The organism is Micromonospora sediminimaris (assembly GCF_016863575.1).
GTDB classification, from domain to species: Bacteria; Actinomycetota; Actinomycetes; order Mycobacteriales; family Micromonosporaceae; genus Micromonospora; species Micromonospora sediminimaris.
Genome location: NZ_BOPD01000011.1, coordinates 13,020 through 32,391, shown reverse-complemented (window position 1 = coordinate 32,391; position 19,372 = coordinate 13,020). Strand labels below are relative to the sequence as shown.

18 protein-coding genes are annotated in these 19,372 nt (G+C 71.5%); 9 read left to right on the top strand and 9 right to left on the bottom strand.

Going from position 1 to position 19,372, the window contains the following annotated elements; genetic code table 11:
* Positions 1 to 5 precede the first annotated feature (5 nt).
* The 5 genes from Vse01_RS09450 (at position 6) to Vse01_RS09430 (ending at position 6,522) form a co-directional block, all read left to right on the top strand.
* On the top strand, positions 6 to 920 hold the full coding sequence (locus Vse01_RS09450; protein WP_093406011.1) for a RecB family exonuclease: 915 nt from the start codon (positions 6 to 8) through the stop codon (positions 918 to 920).
* Between the two features lie 79 nt (positions 921 to 999).
* Positions 1,000 to 2,196 (top strand): sensor histidine kinase, encoded by a 1,197-nt coding sequence (locus tag Vse01_RS09445; RefSeq protein ID WP_093406013.1) that lies wholly within the window; start codon positions 1,000 to 1,002, stop codon positions 2,194 to 2,196.
* Between the two features lie 40 nt (positions 2,197 to 2,236).
* On the top strand, positions 2,237 to 2,923 hold the full coding sequence (locus tag Vse01_RS09440; protein WP_093406157.1) for a response regulator: 687 nt from the start codon (positions 2,237 to 2,239) through the stop codon (positions 2,921 to 2,923).
* A 282-nt stretch (positions 2,924 to 3,205) separates the two neighbouring features.
* On the top strand, positions 3,206 to 3,973 hold the full coding sequence (locus Vse01_RS09435) for an ABC transporter ATP-binding protein (protein ID WP_093406160.1): 768 nt from the start codon (positions 3,206 to 3,208) through the stop codon (positions 3,971 to 3,973).
* Positions 3,973 to 6,522, top strand: coding sequence for an ABC transporter permease (locus tag Vse01_RS09430; RefSeq protein WP_093406016.1), 2,550 nt, complete (start codon positions 3,973 to 3,975; stop codon positions 6,520 to 6,522). The genes Vse01_RS09435 and Vse01_RS09430 overlap by 1 nt, the downstream gene beginning before the upstream one ends.
* Positions 6,523 to 6,605: 83 nt before the next feature.
* On the opposite strand, the gene Vse01_RS09425 is transcribed toward Vse01_RS09430, so the two are convergent.
* Positions 6,606 to 7,253, bottom strand: coding sequence for an HAD family hydrolase (locus tag Vse01_RS09425; protein ID WP_093406162.1), 648 nt, complete (start codon positions 7,251 to 7,253; stop codon positions 6,606 to 6,608).
* Between the two features lie 101 nt (positions 7,254 to 7,354).
* On the bottom strand, positions 7,355 to 8,125 hold the full coding sequence (locus Vse01_RS09420; RefSeq protein WP_093406018.1) for a neutral zinc metallopeptidase: 771 nt from the start codon (positions 8,123 to 8,125) through the stop codon (positions 7,355 to 7,357).
* 230 nt (positions 8,126 to 8,355) lie between these two features.
* Between Vse01_RS09420 and Vse01_RS09415 the strand changes: the two genes are divergently transcribed.
* A complete protein-coding gene (locus tag Vse01_RS09415) occupies positions 8,356 to 8,745 on the top strand; it encodes a YciI family protein (RefSeq protein WP_232511300.1) in 390 nt (129 codons plus the stop codon).
* Positions 8,745 to 9,983, top strand: a complete 1,239-nt coding sequence (locus tag Vse01_RS09410; RefSeq protein ID WP_093406024.1) for an RNA polymerase sigma factor — start codon at positions 8,745 to 8,747, stop codon at positions 9,981 to 9,983. Before Vse01_RS09415 ends, Vse01_RS09410 begins: the two co-directional genes overlap by 1 nt.
* A gap of 61 nt (positions 9,984 to 10,044) precedes the next feature.
* Here Vse01_RS09410 and Vse01_RS09405 read toward each other — a convergent pair whose 3' ends face one another.
* The 4 genes from Vse01_RS09405 to Vse01_RS09390 form a co-directional block, all read right to left on the bottom strand.
* On the bottom strand, positions 10,045 to 10,905 hold the full coding sequence (locus Vse01_RS09405; protein ID WP_093406165.1) for a class I SAM-dependent methyltransferase: 861 nt from the start codon (positions 10,903 to 10,905) through the stop codon (positions 10,045 to 10,047).
* 84 nt (positions 10,906 to 10,989) lie between these two features.
* Positions 10,990 to 11,997 (bottom strand): 1-aminocyclopropane-1-carboxylate deaminase, encoded by a 1,008-nt coding sequence (locus tag Vse01_RS09400; protein WP_093406026.1) that lies wholly within the window; start codon positions 11,995 to 11,997, stop codon positions 10,990 to 10,992.
* A gap of 148 nt (positions 11,998 to 12,145) precedes the next feature.
* Positions 12,146 to 12,778, bottom strand: coding sequence for an HNH endonuclease family protein (locus Vse01_RS09395; protein ID WP_093406029.1), 633 nt, complete (start codon positions 12,776 to 12,778; stop codon positions 12,146 to 12,148).
* A 186-nt stretch (positions 12,779 to 12,964) separates the two neighbouring features.
* Positions 12,965 to 13,639, bottom strand: a complete 675-nt coding sequence (locus tag Vse01_RS09390; RefSeq protein ID WP_093406167.1) for a response regulator transcription factor — start codon at positions 13,637 to 13,639, stop codon at positions 12,965 to 12,967.
* A 236-nt stretch (positions 13,640 to 13,875) separates the two neighbouring features.
* Between Vse01_RS09390 and Vse01_RS09385 the strand changes: the two genes are divergently transcribed.
* Positions 13,876 to 14,565 (top strand): DUF2306 domain-containing protein, encoded by a 690-nt coding sequence (locus Vse01_RS09385; protein ID WP_093406031.1) that lies wholly within the window; start codon positions 13,876 to 13,878, stop codon positions 14,563 to 14,565.
* Between the two features lie 72 nt (positions 14,566 to 14,637).
* Positions 14,638 to 15,414: an SDR family oxidoreductase gene (locus Vse01_RS09380; protein WP_093406034.1), complete on the top strand. Its 777-nt coding sequence runs from the start codon at positions 14,638 to 14,640 to the stop codon at positions 15,412 to 15,414.
* Here Vse01_RS09380 and Vse01_RS09375 read toward each other — a convergent pair.
* From Vse01_RS09375 to Vse01_RS09365, 3 genes are read right to left on the bottom strand one after another with little or no spacing between them, the layout of a single operon-like run.
* Positions 15,390 to 16,505: a hypothetical protein gene (locus Vse01_RS09375; RefSeq protein WP_093406037.1), complete on the bottom strand. Its 1,116-nt coding sequence runs from the start codon at positions 16,503 to 16,505 to the stop codon at positions 15,390 to 15,392. The two genes, Vse01_RS09380 and Vse01_RS09375, sit on opposite strands and share 25 nt — an antisense overlap.
* The gene (locus Vse01_RS09370) at positions 16,502 to 17,587 is read right to left on the bottom strand and encodes a hypothetical protein (protein ID WP_093406039.1); all 1,086 of its coding nucleotides are present in this window, start codon (positions 17,585 to 17,587) and stop codon (positions 16,502 to 16,504) included. The genes Vse01_RS09375 and Vse01_RS09370 overlap by 4 nt, the downstream gene beginning before the upstream one ends.
* Entirely contained in the window at positions 17,587 to 19,242 is a 1,656-nt protein-coding gene (locus Vse01_RS09365; RefSeq protein WP_170863474.1) for a hypothetical protein, read from the bottom strand. The genes Vse01_RS09370 and Vse01_RS09365 overlap by 1 nt, the downstream gene beginning before the upstream one ends.
* Between the last annotated feature and the right edge of the window lie 130 nt (positions 19,243 to 19,372).

The following is a 19,372-nucleotide window of genomic DNA, read 5'->3' as shown; positions in this document are numbered from 1 at the left end:
GGGGCATGACGGCGGATCCGGTGATCACTCAGCAGGCCCCGACCCCGACCGAGCTGCCGGCGACGGTGCGGGCCTCGCTGTCACCGTCGCGGGCGGCGGATTTCAAGACGTGCCCGCTGCTCTACCGGTTCCGCAGCATCGACCGGCTGCCCGAGCGGCCCAGCGTGGAGCAGGCTCGCGGCACGCTGGTGCACGCGGTGTTGGAGCGGTTGTTCGACCTGGCGCCGGCCGCCCGCACGCCGGAGGCCGCCGGTGATCTCGTCCCCGGCCAGTGGGACCGCCTGGTCACCGAGCAGCCGGAGTTGGCCGGGCTGTTCCCCGATGACGACCCGGCCGCCGTGGCGGAGTTCCTCAGTTCGGCGTCGGCCCTGCTGGGCGGCTACTTCGCGGTGGAGGACCCGCGTCGGCTGGAGCCGGCGGAGCGGGAAAGCCTGATCTCCGCCGTGGTCGACGACGAGCTGCTGATTCGCGGCTATCTCGACCGGCTCGACGTGGCTCCTGACGGTGCGCTGCGGGTGGTGGACTACAAGACCGGCGGCGCCCCACGGGAGGCGTTCGAGGCGCGGGCCCTGTTCCAGTTGAAGTTCTACGCCCTGGTCCTGTGGCGCACCCGGGGCGTGGTGCCCCGGGTGCTGCGCCTGCTCTACCTCAAGGATGCCGAGGTGTGCGACTACGCCCCCGAGGCCGAGGAGCTGGTGCGCTTCGAGCGGACGGTGGTGGCGTTGTGGCGGGCGATCGAGCAGGCCACCGCCGCCCGCGATTTCCGGCCCCGGCCGAGCCGGCTGTGCGACTGGTGCAGCCACCAGGCCCGTTGCCCCAGCTACGGGGGGACGCCGCCGCCCTTCCCGGAGCCGACGGCGACGCCCGATCCGCTGCGCGACGCCCGGTCCACCCCCGCGCCGCCCGGCGCCGACGAGTAGCCGTTCTCCTTCCCGGGGATGAGGGACGAGTCACCACACAAGACGATCTTTCAGCGGCGCGGGCGGCTAGCGTCGGGGCGTGGGTAACGCGCTGAGGCAGTGGCTGCGTCGCAATCCGGCGGCCGGTGACGCGCTGCTGGCCGTCGGCCTGGTCCTGGCGGAGGTCGTGTTCACCCTGCTGGCTCCCCGGGAGCTCTGGCCGCGACCACTGCCGGCGACGCTGGGGTGGAGCGTGGTGTGCGCGGCACCGGTCGTGCTGCGCCGGGTAGCGCCGTGGCCGGCGCTGCTCGCCGCGTTGGCGACGCTGCTGCCGTCCTTCGTCATCGAGGTGGCGCCGAACACGCAGAGTCTCACCTTCGTGGTGCTCACCTACACGATGGCGGCCTACCGTCCGGTGCGGCCGGCGCTGGTGGCGGCGGTGGGGTTGTGGCTTCCGGTGGCCGTGGTGAACGCCCTGGTGCCGCCGGAGGGTGTTCCGCAGGTCAGTTCGGCGTTCCTGATCGCCAACAGCATCCTGGTGGGGATCGTGTCGTTCTCGGTGGGGCGCACGGTGCACGCGCGGCGCTCCTCGACCGAGGCACTGCGGGAACGGGCCCGGGTCGCCGAGGCCAACCAGCGGGCGCTTGCCGAACAGGCGGTCGCGGACGAGCGGCGCCGGATCGCCCGGGAGTTGCACGACGTGGTGGCCCACCACGTCAGCGTGATGGGGGTGTTGGCGACCGGGGTGCGGCGGGTGCTGCGCCGTGACCCGGACAGCGCCGACGAGGCGATGGCCACGATCGAGGAGACCAGCCGGGCGACGCTGCGGGAGCTGCGCCGGCTGCTGGACGTGCTGCGTACCGAGGCCGAGCCGGCGGCGGAGCTGGCGCCGCAGCCGGGTCTGGCCGGTATCGCGACGCTCGCCGATCAGGTCCGGGAGGCCGGGCTGCCGGTGACGTTGACCGTGGCAGGAACGCCGGGGCAGTTGGAGGAGGGGGTGGCGCTGACCGTGTACCGGATCGTGCAGGAGGCGCTGACGAACGCCCTCAAGCATGCCGGGTCGGCGACCGCGCAGGTGCGGGTGGGTTTCGGTGGCGATGCGGTGGAGGTCGAGGTCACCGACACCGGTCGCGGGCCGTCACCGGACACCGATCGGATCGGACACGGCCTGGTCGGGATGCGGGAACGGGTCGGCCTCTACGGTGGGGTCCTGCGCACCGGCGCGCGCAGCGGCGGCGGCTACCGGGTGTACGCCCGGATTCCGGTCGAGCCGCTGCCCGAGACGAGCCGGCGGTGAGGTGGGCCTGGTGAGCGGTGCAGTCGACAGGGAGGATCAGATGGCCGATTCGACGGGGCAGGCCCGGCCGGTGCGGATCCTGCTCGCCGACGACCAGCCGCTGCTGCGTACCGGCTTCCGGATGGTCCTCGGCGCGGAGACCGACCTGGACATCGTCGCGGAGGCCGGCGACGGGGTGGAGGCGGTGGAGCTGTCCCGTCGGTTGCTGCCGGACGTGGTGCTGATGGACATTCGGATGCCGAGGATGGACGGGGTGAGCGCCACCCGGGCGATCGTGGATGCCCGGCTGCCGGTGCGGGTGCTCATTCTGACCACCTTCGACCTCGACGAGTACGTGGTGGGTGCGCTGCGGGCCGGGGCGAGCGGGTTCCTGGCCAAGGACGTGCCGGCGGAGGATCTGGTCACCGCGATCCACACGGTGGCCGCCGGCGACGCGGTGGTGGCGCCGCGGATCCTGCGTCGGCTGCTGGACCGCTTCGCCGACGTGCTGCCGGATCCGTCCGCGACGCCGCCGAAGGCGTTGGGCGCGCTCACCGAACGGGAGCGGGAGGTGCTCGTGCAGGTCGCCCGCGGCCTGTCGAACGCCGAGATCGCCCGGGCGCTGTCGGTGAGCGAGACCACCATCAAGACGCACGTCGGACATGTGCTGACCAAGCTCGGGCTACGCGACCGGGTGCAGGCGGTGGTGCTGGCGTACGAGTCGGGCCTGGTCCGACCTGGGGGTTAACGCCGTCGTTGCATCCGTCACCTACCGTGACGACCTGCGGCGGAAATCGGTTGACCCTCACGCGACGGCAACGTCCAGGATGACCATGACCACCGACGGCAGATGAGCGACAGCTGCCGGAGTCGGGGACAACCCTGACTTCGGTTGGGGGGTACCCGCAGCCGGAAATCCGCTTCGGCTCCGCCCGGAGTCGGACGGATCGGCGGTGGGCAGCACAGATGATGGACTCGCACCGGACCAGCGGGGGCGGTGCGAGCAGACCGCGACGGAGAGGTACGTGACGTGACCGCTACCACAGGCCAGCCGGCATCGGCCGCAGCCCGGGCGAGCGACGTGTGGAAGGTGTACGGCAGCGGCGAGGCGCAGGTCATCGCCCTGCGGGGGGTCAGCGCGGAGTTCGAGCGCGGACGGTTCACAGCGATCATGGGCCCGTCGGGTTCCGGCAAGTCGACGTTGATGCACTGCCTGGCCGGGTTGGACTCGGTCACCCGGGGCACGGTGGCGATCGGCGACACCACCGTCACCGGGCTCGGTGACGCGGGTCTGACGAAGCTACGCCGCGACAAGGTCGGCTTCATCTTCCAGCAGTTCAACCTGCTGCCGACGTTGACCGCCAAGGAGAACATCCTGCTCCCGCTCTCGATCGCCGGGCGCAAGCCGGACCCGGCCTGGTTCGACGTCGTGATCGACACGGTGGGTCTGCGGGACCGGCTGGGTCACCGGCCGGCGCAGTTGTCCGGCGGCCAGCAGCAGCGGGTGGCGTGCGCCCGGGCCCTGGTCGCCCGCCCCGAGGTGATCTTCGCGGACGAGCCGACCGGCAACCTCGACTCGCGTTCCGGCGCGGAGGTGTTGAACTTCCTGCGCAACTCGGTACGCCAGCACGGGCAGACCATCGTCATGGTCACCCACGATCCGACGGCCGCCGCGTACGCCGACCGGGTGGTGTTCCTCGCCGACGGCCAGATCGTCTCGGAGTTGATCGAGCCGACCGCGGACACGGTGCTGGACACGATGAAGAAGCTGGACACGCCCGCCGAGGTGGCCGGCTGATGTTCCGGGCAACCTTGAAGAGTCTGCTGGCCCGCAAGGTCCGGCTGATCCTGTCCGGCCTGGCCGTGGTGCTCGGCGTGATGTTCGTCTCCGGCGCCTTCGTCCTCACCGACACCCTGGGCCGCTCCTTCGACTCGCTGTTCGCCGACGCGTACGCCGAGGTCGACGTCAACGTGGCCGCCAAGCCGAAGCTGGAACTCGGCGAGATGGAGGGTGAGCAGCTCGCCAGCCCGTTCCCGGCCGCCACGTTGGAGACGGTGCGTGCGGTGGACGGGGTGGCCGAGGCCACCGGGGTGGTCGCCGTCGACGGGGCCCGGTTGATCGGCAGCAACGGCAAGGCCGTCACCTCCTTCGGGCCGCCGCAGTTGGGCGGCAACTGGACCGGTGAGAGCGACCTGGTGCGGTTGCGGGAGGGCCGGGCACCGCAGGCCGACGACGAGATCGTGATCAACAAGGGGTTGGCGGACGCCGGCCGGGTGGCGCTCGGCGACCGGGTGGGGGTGCTCACCCTCCAGCCGCGCCAGGATTTCACGATCGTCGGCATCTTCGGCTACAGCGGTGACCGCGACTCCCTCGGCGGCGCCAACGAGGTCATGTTCACCACCCCCGTGGCGCAGCAGCTGATGCTCGGCGAGTCGGACGTGTTCAGCAACATCGTGGTCACCGCCGCCGACGGCGTCTCCGACGACCAGCTGCGCGACGCGGTGGCCACGGCTGTCGGCGACGGCTATGTGGTCAAGACCGGCGAGCAGCTCTCCGCCGAGGCCGCCGCCGGCCTGAAAGAGGGGCTGTCCTTCTTCAACCGCATCCTGCTCGGCTTCGCCGCGGTGGCCCTGCTGGTCGGGACGTTCCTGATCCTCAACACGTTCTCGATCATCGTGGCGCAGCGCACCCGGGAACTGGCGTTGCTGCGGGCCGTCGGCGCCAGCGGCAAGCAGATCATCGGCTCGGTGGTGCTGGAGGCGGTCGCCGTCGGGTTGATCGCCTCGGTGTTCGGCCTGGCCGCTGGCATCGGCATCGGCGCGCTGCTGGCGTACCTGTTCGGCAACCTCGCCGGTGGGCTGGCCCTGGCCGGGGTCGCGGTGCCGGCGTCGGCGGTGATCGGCGCGTTCGGCGTCGGTCTGGTGATCACGGTGCTGGCGGCGCTGCTGCCGGCGCTGCGGGCCGCGCGGATCCCACCGATCGCGGCGATGCAGGACGTGGCCACGCCGGACCGGCCGTTGACAAAGGTGACCGTCGGCGGCGCACTGGTCACCGCGATCGGCGCCACCCTGCTCTTCCTCGGCCTGGGCGGGTACGCCGGTGGCAGCACGCTGGCCACAATTCTCGGTGGCGTGCTGTTCTCGTTCATCGGGGTGGCCCTGCTGACGCCGCTGATCAGTCGTCCGGTGGTGGCGGCGCTGGGCACGGTTTTCTCCGGCTGGGTGCCGGGCAAGCTGGGTCGGCTCAACTCCGGTCGCAACCCGCGCCGCACCGCGATCACCGCCGCCGCGTTGATGGTGGGGATCGCCCTGGTCACCGGCATCACGGTGATCCTGGACTCGGCCAAGAGCAGCATCAGCGGGCTGGCGCAGGACAGCATCAGCGCCGAGCTGGTGATCGCCGGGGCGCAGTCGGGTCCGCGCCCGCCGACGTTCGACCCGGCGGTCCTGGACGAGGCGAAGGCGATCCCTGGTGTCCGCCTCGTCGACGGCGAGTACGGCGACATGGCGCTGGTCGGCGGCGAGCGTACCTGGGTCGGTGCCAGCAGCGAACCGAGCGCGCTGGTGGAGATGTTCGGCGCGACCGCCACCGCCGGGGACATCGGGCGGCTGGGGCCGGGCCAGATGTTGATCAGTTCTGACGCGGCGGAGTCGCGTGGCCTGTCGGTCGGCTCGACGGTGCCGGTGCAGTTGGCCCGTGGCGAGGAACGCACCTACACGGTCACCGGCATCTACGAGAGCACCCCGCTGTTCGGCGGCGTGACGTTGCCCGCCGAGGCGGCGCGTGACTTCGCCATCCCGCAGCCCATCCAGGGCTACATCCAGCTGGAGCCCGGAGTACGGGCGGCCGACGTGCTGCCCCAGGTGGAGGCGCTGCTGACGGACAGTCCGGAGGTGTCGGTGGCCGACCGGGACGCGTTCATCGAGCAGCAGGCCGGGCAGCTCGACGGGCTGCTCCAGATGATCCAGATCCTGCTGGCGCTGGCCATCGTGATCGCGGTGCTCGGCATCATCAACACCCTCGCCCTGTCGGTGCTGGAGCGGACCCGGGAGCTGGGTCTGTTGCGTGCCATCGGCCTGCGCCGGTCGCAGACCATGGGGATGATCACCGTGGAGGCGGTGGTGATCTCGGTGTTCGGCGCGCTGCTCGGCGTCGTGGTCGGTGCCGGCCTGGGTGCCGCGGTGGTGGAGGCCCTGCGCGACGAGGGAATCACCAAGCTGGTGCTGCCGTGGGGCCAGATGGGTGTCTTCCTCGGCCTGGCCGCGATCATCGGGGTGATCGCGGCGGCGCTGCCGGCGATCCGGGCCGCCCGGATCAACGTGCTGGGCGCCATCGCCCACGACTGAGGCACCGCCGAAGCAACGGCCCCTGTCACCGATCCGGTGGCAGGGGCCTTGCGCTGCGCGTCCAGCAGATCAGCCGGACGGTGTCAGGCGGGGGTTCGGCGCAGCAGCCCCGCCAGCAGGTCCAGATCCGCCAGCAGCAGGCTCTCCAACTGGTGTACGCCGTCGGCCGGCGCCAGCGGCACCTCGGCGGGTACGGCCAGCACCGCGGCCCCGGCGGCGACCGCGCTGGCCACCCCGGTCGCCGAGTCCTCGATCGCCACGCACCTGTCGATGGGCACTCCGAGCAGCCGGGCGGCCGTCAGGTAGGGCTCCGGGTGCGGCTTGGTCGAGTCGACCTCGTCACCGCAGACCACCACGTCGAAGCTGTCCCGGCCGAGGGTGTCCAGGGCGATCTCGACAAGTGCCCGCCCGCTGGAGGTGACCAGGGCCGTCGGGATCCGCGCCTGCCGGACCGCGCCGAGCAGCGCCAGCGCCCCCGGCCGCCACTGCAGCCCGGTGCGGAACAGCTCCAGGATCCGCGCGTTGATCCACTCCGCGCTGGTCTGCGGATCCCGGTGCGGCTGCCCCAGGTCGTCGTGCAGGATGCGCATCGAGTCGGCCATGCCCGTGCCGACGATCGCCCGGCGGGCGTCGGCGGAGAGGTCGCCGCCGTAGTGCCGGGCGAGTTCGGCCAACGCGACGTCCCACAACCGCTCGCTGTCGACCAGGGTGCCGTCCATGTCGAAGAGCACGGCGGCTGGACGGTTGCTGCTCACCGGATCCTCCTCGGGCTCGGGTAACCGGTGAATCCTGTCAGCCGACGGTGCTTCCGCGCCCGGCGCAGTGACCTTTCTCAACCGAGGTCGCAGGCGGCCAGGGATCGTTCGTAGCCGCGGAAGAACGCCTCGGTCCGCTGCTCGGGGGTGCCGTGGGAGCCCTCGGCGAACCATGGTTGGCCGGGGTCGTCGCCGACGGCCAGCAGTCCCTCGTTGAACTCGTCGAGGTCGCCTTCCTCCAGGGTGAGCCGGCCGGCCCGTACCGAGTCGCCGAGGAACGCCCCGGCCATGCAGTCGGCCTGCAACTCCTGCTGGATGGTGAAGTTGTACCGGATGCCCAGCCGGGTCTGGATGCCGTGCGCGTACTCGTGGCCGAGCAGATAGAACACGAACGCGTCACCGATCTGCCGGAAGGCGCCGAAGGACCAGTTGATGTCGTACGCGATGTAGTCGTCGATGGTGCAGTAGACCGCGTTGTTGCGGGGCACCTCCTGCCCGCCGCAGGAAACCTCACCGTCGCGCTGGTACGGAATGACCTGCCGGATCGGCCGGAAGGACTGCTCCGACGCCTCGAACTGGTCGGCCCAGTACACCTCGGCGAGCCGCTGCGCGTCGGCCACGTCCTGCCGGAACTCCTCCACCGTGTCGGTGCCGTCGGCACGGGTCACCTCGGCCGTCGGCTCGGCCGGCTGCCGCTGCCCGCCCGGGTCCGCCGGTCCACCGACCGGCTCCACCATGCAGGCGGCCGCCGCCACCAGCGCTACCGCCAGGCCGGCGAGCCTGCCCCGGCGTCGCCCTCGCCCACCTGCCGCCACCGTGCTCCTCCCGCCTCGACGTCGCCGGTCCAGTACCCCGACGGTACGACCGTCACGCCCGTTGCCGTCAGGTACGCCTTACCGCCCCGTCCGGTTCAGTTGCCCGCCTGCCGGCGTGTTTCATCCGAGTCTCTCGGGCCGGTCGGATGAAACACACCTAGGGTGCGGTGGTCGGTGTCCGGAACGGACGCCCGGCTCCGACGTCCCCGGTGAACCGGCACCGGCGATGGTGGCGGACGCGAGAGGGAGACCCCGTGAAATACATGATCATGCTGTACGGCTCGCAGCGGGACTACGACGCGATGGCCGGGCACGGCTCCGACCGACCGGCGATGTCGGCCGAAGAGGTGGCCGCGATGCACGAGCACATGGGCAGGGTGCACCAGGATCTTGCCGACTCCGGTGAGCTGGTGGACGCTCAGGGGCTGACCGCGCCGGTGCACGCCCGCCGGGTCCAGATGCGCGACGGCGCTGCGATGGTCACCGACGGTCCGTACCCGGAGACGCAGGAGGTCCTCGCCGGGTACACGGTGGTCGAGTGCGCCAGCTTCGACCGGGCCGCCGAGATCGCCGCCATGCTGGTGAACCCCGACAACCCGGGCGAGTACGTCGATGTCCGCCCGATCGCCGAGGGCGTCGACGATCTCGTCTGATGGGTGAGCCGACCGTCGAGGACCTGCTACGCCGGCTGGCGCCGCAGGTCCTCGGCGCGCTCGTGCGCCGCTACGGGCACTTCGACACCGCCGAGGACGCCACCCAGGAGGCGCTGATCGCCGCGGCCACCGCCTGGCCCCGCGACGGCGTACCGGCCAACCCTCGGGCCTGGCTGATCACGGTGGCGTCGCGGCGACTCACCGACCTGCTCCGGGCCGAGCAGGCGCGACGCCAACGGGAGGACCTCGTCGGCCGGCGGGTGCTGGCCGAATGGCGGCTACCACCGCCGGGTGAACGGATCGCGGATTCCGACGACACCCTGATCCTGCTGTTCCTGTGCTGCCATCCGTCGCTCCCCCCGCCCGCGCAGATCGCGTTGACCCTCCGGGCGGTCGGCGGGCTGAGCACGGCGGAGGTGGCCCGGGCGTTCCTGGTGCCGGAGCAGACCATGACCCGGCGGATCAGCCGGGGCAAGCAGCGGATCCGCGACAGTGGCCTGCCCTTCGCGATGCCCGACCCGGCCGAGGTTCCGACGCGCCTCACGGCCGTGCTCCGGGTGCTCTACCTGATCTTCAACGAGGGGTACGCGAGCACCTCCGGGCCCGGACTGCTCCGCGCTGACCTGTGTGCCGAGGCGATCCGGCTGACCCGGCTGCTGCGTCGGATGCTGCCCGACGCCGCGGAGGTGACCGGGCTGCTGGCGTTGCTGCTGCTCACCGACGCCCGCGCGCCGGCACGCACCGGGCCGCACGGCGAACTGGTGCCGATGGCCGAGCAGGACCGTTCCCGCTGGCGGGCCGATCAGATCACCGAGGGCACAGCGCTTGTGGTCGAGGCGCTGCGCCGGGGACGCCCCGGGCCGTACCAGGTCCAGGCCGCCATCGCTGCCCTGCACGACGAGGCGCCGAGCCCGGACGAGACCGACTGGCCGCAGATCGCGGCGCTGTACGAGGTGCTGACGGAGATGGACAGCAACCCCCTGGTCGCGCTGAACCACGCCGTCGCGGTGGCCATGACGGACGGTCCCGACGCGGGACTGACGCTTGTCGACCGGGTGGCCGCAGACGGTCGGCTGGCCCGGGATCCGAGGCTGCCCGCCGTACGCGCGCATTTGCTGGAGCGGCGCGGCGACCCGGCGGCGGCCCGCGCCGAGTACCGGACAGCCGCCGCGCGGGCCGCCAACCTGGCGCAGCAGCGTTACCTCAACGCTCGCGCCGACCGCCTCACCGACGGCTGACCCACCGGGCGGCACCGACGGCTTCGGCAGCCGGACCGCCATCGCCGCGGCGGCTGAGGCATCAGACGTGCGACGGCGGGGGCAGGTCACCCGTCCGGTCGGCGGGTACCGCCACGGTGATCCGGATCTCGGTGGTCAGCGACAAGCCGCCGCCAGCATCGCGGGCGGCGTCCAGCGCCTGCGCGGCGTCGGCGGTCGCGGCGGGCAGGCGGTCCGCCGGTAGGTGTTGCAGCAACGCCCGTCCGCCGTGTGACCACATCCACCGCACCCAGTGGTCGACGTCGTCGAACCGGCTCTCGATCCGGTGCGCGACGATCGAGGTGACGGTGAGGCCGGCACCGTCCATGGTGGCGGTGATCGCCTGCTCGTCGGCGAACGGGCCGGCCGGCCGCGCCGGCCGGGCCTGGTCGGTCGGCAGATGCGCCGCCAGGGCGTCGGTGGCGGCGACGAAGGCCGGATCCTGGGCACCGAAGGTGCTGATCACCAGGCGGCCGGACGACCGCAACAGCCGAGCGTACGCCCGCAGTGCCTGTTGCGGCTGCGGGAGCAGGAAGACGACCAGCCCGGCCAGGACGGCGTCGAAGCTGCGTGGCGGGAAGTCGGGCTGCTGCGCGTCGTCGACCCGGACGTCGACGTGGGTCAGACCAGCGCGGGTGACGTCCTCGGCGGTGAGGGCGACCATGGCCGGAGCCAGGTCGATCCCGGTGACGTGCCCGGTCGGCCCGGTGGCGTGCGCCGCCGGGAAAAGCACCGCGCCGCGACCGCAACCGACGTCGAGAACACGCTCACCCGGCCGGATGGCGGCGCGCCGGACGAGCTCGGCACCGAACGGACCGAAGAAGGAGACTCCGGTGCGGTCGTAGTTCGGCGCGGCCTGTTCGAACACCTCTGCGGCCCCACCGGGCCGGGCACTGCCCGTCATCGACGCCCCCTCCATCTTGTCGGACATGAAAACCCTAACCGGCAGGGGTGCCGGGTGGCGCCCCTGCCGGCGCTTGCGGTCCGGTCAGGCGAAGAGCGTGTGATAGGCATTCAGCGCGGGTTGGCCACCCAGGTGGGCGTAGAGAACGTTGGCGTCGGCGGGGATGTCCCGGGCACGGACGAGGTCGATCAGCGCCGCCATCGACTTGCCCTCGTACACCGGGTCGATGATCATGCCTTCCAGCTCACCGGTGAGCCGGATCGCGTCCAGGGTGGACTGGACCGGAAGGCCGTACCGCTCCCCTGCCCAGCCCGCCAGCACGGTGATCTCGTCGTCGCGCAGATCCCGCCCGAGGCCAATGAGTCCAGCGGTGTCACGGGCGATCTTCTCCACCTGGGCCCGGGTCTCGTCGAGCTTCGCCGAGGCGTCGATGCCGAGCACCCGCCGGGGCCGGTCCTGGCCGGCGAAACCGGCGATCATCCCCGCCTGGGTGCTGCCGGTGACGCTGCACACGACGATGGTGTCGAAGAAGATCCCCAGCTCCCGTTCCTGTTGCTGGACCTCGTAGGCCCAGTTGGCGAAGCCGAGCCCGCCCAGCGGGTGGTCGGACGCCCCGGCGGGGATCGCGTACGGCACGCCACCGCCGGCCCGGACCTCCTCCAGCGCCCGCTGCCAGCTCTCCTTGATGCCGATGCCGAAGCCGTCCGGCGCGAGGCGCACCTCGGCCCCCATCACGCGCGACAGCAGAATGTTGCCGACCTTGTCGTTGACCGGGTCCGGCCAGTCCACCCAGCTCTCCTGCACCAGGACGGCCTTCAGGCCGGCCCGGGCCGCGACGGCGGCCACCTGACGGGTGTGATTGGACTGCACGCCACCGATGCTGACCAGGGTGTCCGCGCCAAGGGCCAGGGCGTCGGGCAGCAGGTACTCCAGCTTGCGGGTCTTGTTTCCGCCGAAGGCCAGGCCGCTGTTGCAGTCTTCCCGCTTGGCCCAGATCCGGGCGCCGCCCAGATGGCGACTCAGCCGGTCCAGCGGATGGACCGGGCTGGGACCGAAGAGCAACGGGTAGCGGTCGAACGTGTCGAGAGACATGCAGCATATTGCACGTTGCATGCCTTCGCGTGTCAAGCCCTCGTCGCGTACGGTGGGCTGCCCGACGCGGTACGACGACGGCAACGGGGGCGTGACGTCCGTCGACGTCACGCCCCCGGTCACCGGTGCCGCCCTGGCGGGCGGGATCTCAGCAGGTGTTGAGCATCGTGCTCAGCGCCGACTTCTCCGCGCTGTTCACGGTGAGGCCGTAGTACCACTTCACCTGGATCCAGGCCCGGGCGTAGGTGCAGTGGAAGGCCGCGCGCGGCGGCTTCCAGGCGGCCGGGTCCTTGTCGCCCTTGGACGAGTTGACGGTGCCGGTGACCGCCCACAGTTCCGGCCCGCCCAGGTCGTTGGCGTAGGTCTGGCGATGCGAGGTGCTCCAGGCCCAGGCGCCCGAACGCCACGCCTCGGCCAGCGGCACCACGTGGTCGATGGAGATCTCGGCGGGGTTCGTGCGGGTCACCCCGTCGTACGGGCTGTACCAGGACCCGGAGGTCGGATAACAGCTGGAGTTCACCACGACGTTGCTGCCGTCCCGCTTGAGCACCTGCTCCCGGGTGTTGCAGGCGCCGGTGATGGTGATCCAGTGCGGGAAGAGGTCGCGGTTGTAGCTGGACTGGTGGGACTCGGCCGCGACGGTGAGCGAGTTCAGCCGGCTCACCGCCGTGCTGTACGAGGGGATGTTGGGGGGTGTGGCATGGGCGGCCGGCGGCACGAGTACCACCGACAGGGCGACAGCGACCACCGAGACGATCGCCACCTTGCGTAGGTGAGCCACGGGACGACTCCTGACTGTCTCCTGCGACGGCGGGTGGGGGAACCCGGCTTGGGGGCGCGGCAGGCGACATCAGGATTCTCGCAGAAATCGCGATCAATAAATGTCATCGCGCTACAAGCACCGTGAACGCCACATGAAGACCCGCCGCGTCCCTGCGGTGCTTCGTGCGTCGGACCGGGCGCGGCGCTACGCCGGGCGCTCCGGACCGTTGCGGACGCGGTCGGTCCGGTACGCCCACATCGCGATCTCCACCCGGTTACGGACACCGAGCTTGACCATCAGGCTGGCGATGTGGGTCTTCACGGTGCTGAGGCTGATGTGCAACTCCTCGGCGATCTCGGTGTTGGTGCGACCCCGCGCGACAGCCACCAACACCTCCTCCTCCCGCAGCGTCAGCGCGTCGACCGGCTGCTGCGGCGGCGCGGCCGGACCCGCGTCGGCGAAGGCTCGGAGCAGCCGGGTGGTGATGTTCGGCGCGATGAGCGCGTCTCCGGCGGCGGCAGCCCGTACGGCCTGGGTGAGCAGCGCCGCGCCGGCGTCCTTGAGCAGGAAACCACGCGCTCCGGCGCGGAGCGCGGCGTAGACGTACTCGTCGAGGTCGAAGGTGGTGATCACGACCACCGCCAAGGGGTCGGGCACGGCCGGGCCAGCGAGGCGACGGGTGGCCTCGATGCCGTCCACGCCGGGCATCCGGATGTCGAACAGACACACGTCCGGGCGTAGTCGCCGGGCGAGTCCGACGGCTCGGTGACCGTCGCCCACCTCGCCCACCACCTCGATGTCCGGCTGGGCGTTGAGGATCATCGTCAGGCCGGTACGGACGATCTCCTGGTCGTCGGCGACGATCACGCGGATGGCCACCCCACGATTGAACACGGCCGGCGGCCCGGCCCAAAGTACGACCAGCTTCCCCGTCCATCGGCCGAGACGACGCCGGCCCGCACGGCGATGAGTACGGTCCGCCGCGTTGCCAGGATCGATGAAACAGGAGCGGCCGGTTCCTTCCCGACTGACCCGCAAACCGCGTCCGGCCAGTGTCGGGCGGGCAACGGGCAGTGGGCGGAGGGCTGGTCGCCGCGAGAAGGGATGCCACAGCTGTGACAGCCTCCGCCAGGTCGACCTGGCTCATTCCCGCCGGTCTGCTGGTGCTCGGCGTGGTGCCGGTGGTGGCCGGCGGCCTCCGCCTGGCCGAACTGGCCGGCGGCGCCCAGGTGCTGCCCGACGGCGACCGGATCGCCTCACCCCCGCTGCCGCTGGTGGCCCACATCGTCGCGGTGACCGTGTTCAGCGTCCTCGGCGCCTTCCAGTTCACGCCCCGGTCGCGTCGGCCGCACCGTGGTTGGCACCGGATCGCCGGTCGGGTGCTGATTCCCTTCGGGCTGCTCACCGCGGTGAGTGGCCTGTGGCTGACCCTGGTCCCGGCCCGGGGGCCACTCGACAGTGACACGCTGGTCGCCGTCCGCGTGGTGGTCAGCGTCGCCATGGCGGGCGCGATCGTCCTCGGCTTCGTAGCGGTCCGACGCCGCGACTTCGCCCGGCACCGCGCCTGGATGATCCGCGGCTACGCCATCGGAATGGGCGCAGGTACCCAGTTCTTCACCCAGATGGCCTGGCTCGCCGCTGTCGGTCCACTCACGACCTTCGGCCGGACCGGAACGATGACCGCCGCCTGGCTGATCAACGTGGTGCTGGCGGAATGGATCATCCGGCGGCGCGGCGGTACCACCGGAGCGCGCCCGGCGGCGCGCGGGCGCCGCGCCCGCGAGGGCACGGCGATTCCGGTGTGAGACCTCCGAGCGGGTGTCACGTTCGGCGGCTGGGCGGGGTCGAAGACCTGTACCCATCCGAACGGAGAAGCCATGAACGACGCCGCGACGAACGCTCCCGTCCTGGTCACCGGCGGCACCGGCACACTCGGCGGGCACGTCCTGCCGCGCCTGAGCGCGGCGGGACACACCGTACGGGTACTCAGCCGCAAGACCCACCGAGGTGTCGACGGCGTCGAGTACGTCACGGGCGACCTGCTCAGGGACGAGGGCATCGAGCCTGCTGTCGACGGTGTCCACACGCTGCTGCACCTGGCCGGCGGCCCGAAGGGCGACGACCGGGCCACCGCCAGCCTGATGCGGGCCGCCGCCCGAGCCGGGGTACGGCACGTCGTCTACATCTCGGTCATCGGTGCCGGCCGGGTGCCGATCGGCTACTTCGAGGCCAAGCACGGCGCGGAGCGGGCGGTAAGCGAATCCGACGTGCCGTGGACGACGCTGCGGGCCGCGCAGTTCCACGACCTGGTCTACACCGTCGTGCGGAAGCTGGCAGCCCTGCCGATCGTGCCCGACCCGAGGGTGATCCGGTTCCAGCCGGTCGACTCCCGCGACGTCGCCGACCGGCTGGTCGACCTGGTCCAGGGCGTTTCGTCCGGTCTCGTGCCCGAACTGGCGGGACCGCAGGTCTACCCGCTGGCCGAACTGATCCGCAGCTACCTCGCCGCCCGCGGCGGGAACCGGCCCTTCCTGCCGGTCCCGGTGCCCGGGGCGGTCGGCAGGGCGTACCGCCACGGCCACAACCTCACCGTCGACGGCGTCACCGTCGGCACCCGCACCTGGGAGGATTACCTGGCCGAGAAGTTGCGCTGATCGACCTCCGGCCACCGGAACCCGGCCGGCTGGCGGCGACCGACGGTCGCCCCGTCATCGGGCAGCGGGCCGGCCGGGTCCGCCCGCAGGTCGACGCGGATCCCGTCCAGGATCACACCGGATGCCTGCTCGACGACGATGGGCGACCGAGGACGCCGCGCCTCGCCGGGCCCGGCCGTGGCGAGCGGCAGCGGCACGAACGTGCAGTCCCGGACCACCACGTCCCGGTATTCGAGTACCCGGAACGAGTGGTCGATCTCGCTGCGTCCCCAGCCCGCGATCCGGACCGCGTACAGCGGACCGTTCCAGGCCACGTGGGCACCCGAGACGCGGATACGCGCGCCGACCGGGTTGTCACCGGCGGAGTGGAACCGGTCGGTGTTGTCGCCGGGCAGGAGCCGGAAGCCGATCTCGACATCGGACAGGTGGACCCGGTCCACCGTCACGTCGTGCACCGAGCTGAGGTAGAACCCCTCGAAAGCGTCGGACACGCGCAGGTCACGGAGTTCGAGGTGGTGCGGATGGTACGAGGGCCCGACGATCGAGTCGACCCCGTCGCCGACCGCGCCCCAGTGCACGGCGATGCCGGTGCAGCCACCGACGATGGAGACGTCGCTGATGGTGACGTCGCGCACCGCGCCCATGACGGCGACGCAGTTGGCGGCGCGCTCGTCGCGGCGCTCGACCTCGACGCGCCGGATCTGGATGTCCTCGATCCACTCCGCCCCGGCCGGGTAGAGGTAGTTCCCGATGGTGATGGCGGTGCCCCGGTCGCCGCCGTGCTCCCCCGGCGCGCACGGCGGCGGGCGGAAGCCGATGTCCTGGACGGTCACCCGGGAGCCCAGCACGTGGACGATGGGTTCGCCGGCCGACGAGGACGACGTCAGCCACGTGGTCACCGGCCCGTTGCCCGGCGCGGCCCCGGTCAGCGTCCAGCCCGAGCCGAGCACCACTCCCCGGTCCAGGGTGAAGGCGCCCGCCGGCAGCCGCAGGGTGCCCCCGGTACCGGAGGCCAGGATCTGTTCGAGCGCCCGCCGGTTTGCCGCTGGATCAGCAGTGAGGGTCAGGTCATGGTGGTTGTGCTCGGTCACCGATGACACTCCAACTCGACGAGCTGGCAGACGGTCTCGGCGACCCGCCGCCGTACCGCCGGGTTGTCGTGCTCGGCGAGCCCGACCAGCACCGGACCGGGCGCCGTACGCTCGACCACCACGTCGAGGGTCTCCTCGCCCTGCGGGGTGGCGCTCACCCGGCACTCGGTGCCGTCGACCAGATGGACGCCCCGGACCACCAGCCGGTCCGGGTGCGGCGGCCGGGTGAACGGCGACGCCTCGAACAGCGCGTATCCCGCCCCACGCTGCGCCACCCGGAACGCCTTCAGCACGGTCTGGCCCTGCTGGCGGCGCAGCCACTTCTGGCTCGGCTGTCGCACCGCTGCCGGTGGGGCGGTGGCGGCCGCGATCCGCAGCCGGCACCGTACGGTGGGGTCGGCGGCGTTGACCACGATGAACCGCGACCGGGGGTGTCCCTGTCCGCGACCTCGCGCCCCGACCAGACCTCCGGCGCTGACCAGCCCGGCGAGCTGGGCGGCGGCACCGGCGAGTCGAGTGGCATCACCGCGCTGCTCGGCCGCGTCGATCGCGACGATCTCGACCTGGTTGATCCGTACGCCGATCGCCGCCAGCGGGCTGAGCGCGGTCGACGCCCACGACGGCAGCGTGCCGTCCACCACCTCGATGATCAGGAGGCCGTCGTCCCCCACCTCGTCGGCCCACAGGTCGAACTCCACCCAGGCGTGGGCCTCCACCATCCGCAACCGCCCCCGTTGGCGGCTGATGACAGCGGCGGCCCGGTCCGCGCCCTGGGCCCGGACCATGACCAGTCGCGGCAGCTCGCGCATCCCCCGAGCCGGTGCCGCCGCCCGCGACCAGGCGGTCTGTGAGGCACCGTCGATGTGCAGGTCGACCCGGACGCGAACCGGGCGGCCGTCGGTGCGTACCTTGAGCACGACCGCGCCGGACCCGCCCTGGACCCGGCCCACGATCGCCACGCCCCGGGCGACCTGGTCGGCGAGCAACACCTCGGGATCCCCACCCGAAATGAACGTCGCGGGAAGCTCCCGGGCCGGGATCGGCTCGTCGAACTCGGTGGCGAACCAGGCGCCGATCGCCACTACCGGACACCTCCCGGCATCTGGAGGTCGGTCCGGGTCAGCACCGGCTCACGCCGGGTCCACATGCGCTCGACGGCCTCGAAGACCGGGTCCGCGTCGCTCTCGATGTGTCGGAACGAGGTCCGCACCGCGCGCAGCAGGTAGTCGGCGGGCCACACCTCCCAGTGCGGCACCTGAGGGGTGAACAGGTCGGTGGCGCTGCGGTAGAACCACAACCACAGGCGGGCGCGCTCGACCTGCTCGGCGGAGATGATCTCCTCGCCGTTGAGCATGGCGCTGATCGCGGCGTCGAGTGCCTTCCAGTAGGTCTCCGGGTCGTTCACCACCGTGGACAGACCACACTCGCTCCACTCGGACCAGCCGGCCTGGATCACCGGGATGCCGTACGCGGGCAGCTCGTTGCTGACGCTGCCGCGCACGGTCACGCCCAGGTCGACGAGGCTCCACAGACCGTTCTTGCTCAGGTCCTTACTGGGCTGGAACACCATGTGCCGGTGTCGGGCGTACCGTCGGGCGACCGAGTCGAAGAAGTCGGTGCTGTCGTAGCGGAACTGGCTCGGATGGTCCTGGAACAGCCACTGCACCTCGGTGGCGGTACTGGCGAACTGGGCGGTCTCGGCGAACCAGTCGGCCAGCGTCGGGAAGGACTGGTGGTTCGTGCCCGGCGCGTCGGACACCGCGTGGTTGAACACCGCCACCACCGGACGAGCCGGGTCGAACCCCAGGCGGGCCGCGAAGTGCGTCCGCAGCCGGGCCCGCTCACTGCTGTTGGTGATGTCGACGGACGCGCTGGCGCCGCCCCGCCACCAGCTGGGCCGGCCCAGGTTGACCTTTGACCGCCAGGCGACGAGTTCGGCGTTACGCCGCACCTCGTTGCGTCGTGTCCACACCCGCTGTTCGAAGAAGGCGCCGATCTGGTGAGTGAGTTCACCACGGAAGGTGTGCTCGCCAGTGTCGTTCTCGGGGAACAGCGCGTACGCCTTGAGACAGCCGGTCTGCTGGGTGTGCACCACGGGTACCCCGGCCCGTCGGGCGGAGTCCACCGCGAGCCCCCAGTGGTCGTAGTCGACGTGGCTGGTGACCAGCGCGACCACCGAGCCGCTGCCGAGCAGGGCGTCGTAGGCCGAGGAGATGGCCCGGGCCAGCGCCTGCCGTCGCCGGTAGCGCGGGTCGGCGGCGGGGTTCTCCGGCGGCCGGGGGCGCTTGGTCACCCGGCAGTAGGTGGCGCTGACGAACTCGGCGAGGGTTTCCTCACTGATCGGCGCACCGGGGGGCAGCGGCCGTCCGAACAGCTCCACCGGCACGGCACTCGGCGTGGCGGAGTTGGCCGGCCCCTCCACGAGGCGGTACAGGTCGATGACCTGGCTGGCGCCGTAGGCGGCCGCGATCCGCTCGACCAGCTTCACGTCGAACTCGGTCCACAGCGCGTCGTGCCACATCTGCTCCACCCCGGTCACCACGACCAGTTGAGCCGGGACGATGCGGCGGATCGCGTTGGCGACCGACAGGTTACGCATCGCCACCCTGATGTCCTGGTGGAACACCTCGACGACGAGGTAGTTCTGGGACGTCGTGGAGCCGAGGTTCTTGCGCCAGTAAACGTCAGCGGAATCGAGGAAGGCCTCGAACTCCTTCTTGTCAGCCCCGAGCCACACCCGAAGAACCGCCTTCCCCCGCATACCCGTCTGAACCTGTGTCTGAATTCGTTGGCGCACCGCGGCACCCGCCGGCAGGCCCGGCACGACTCACGGAGACCGCAAGGTACCGGCGCCGAGAAGAGTTCAG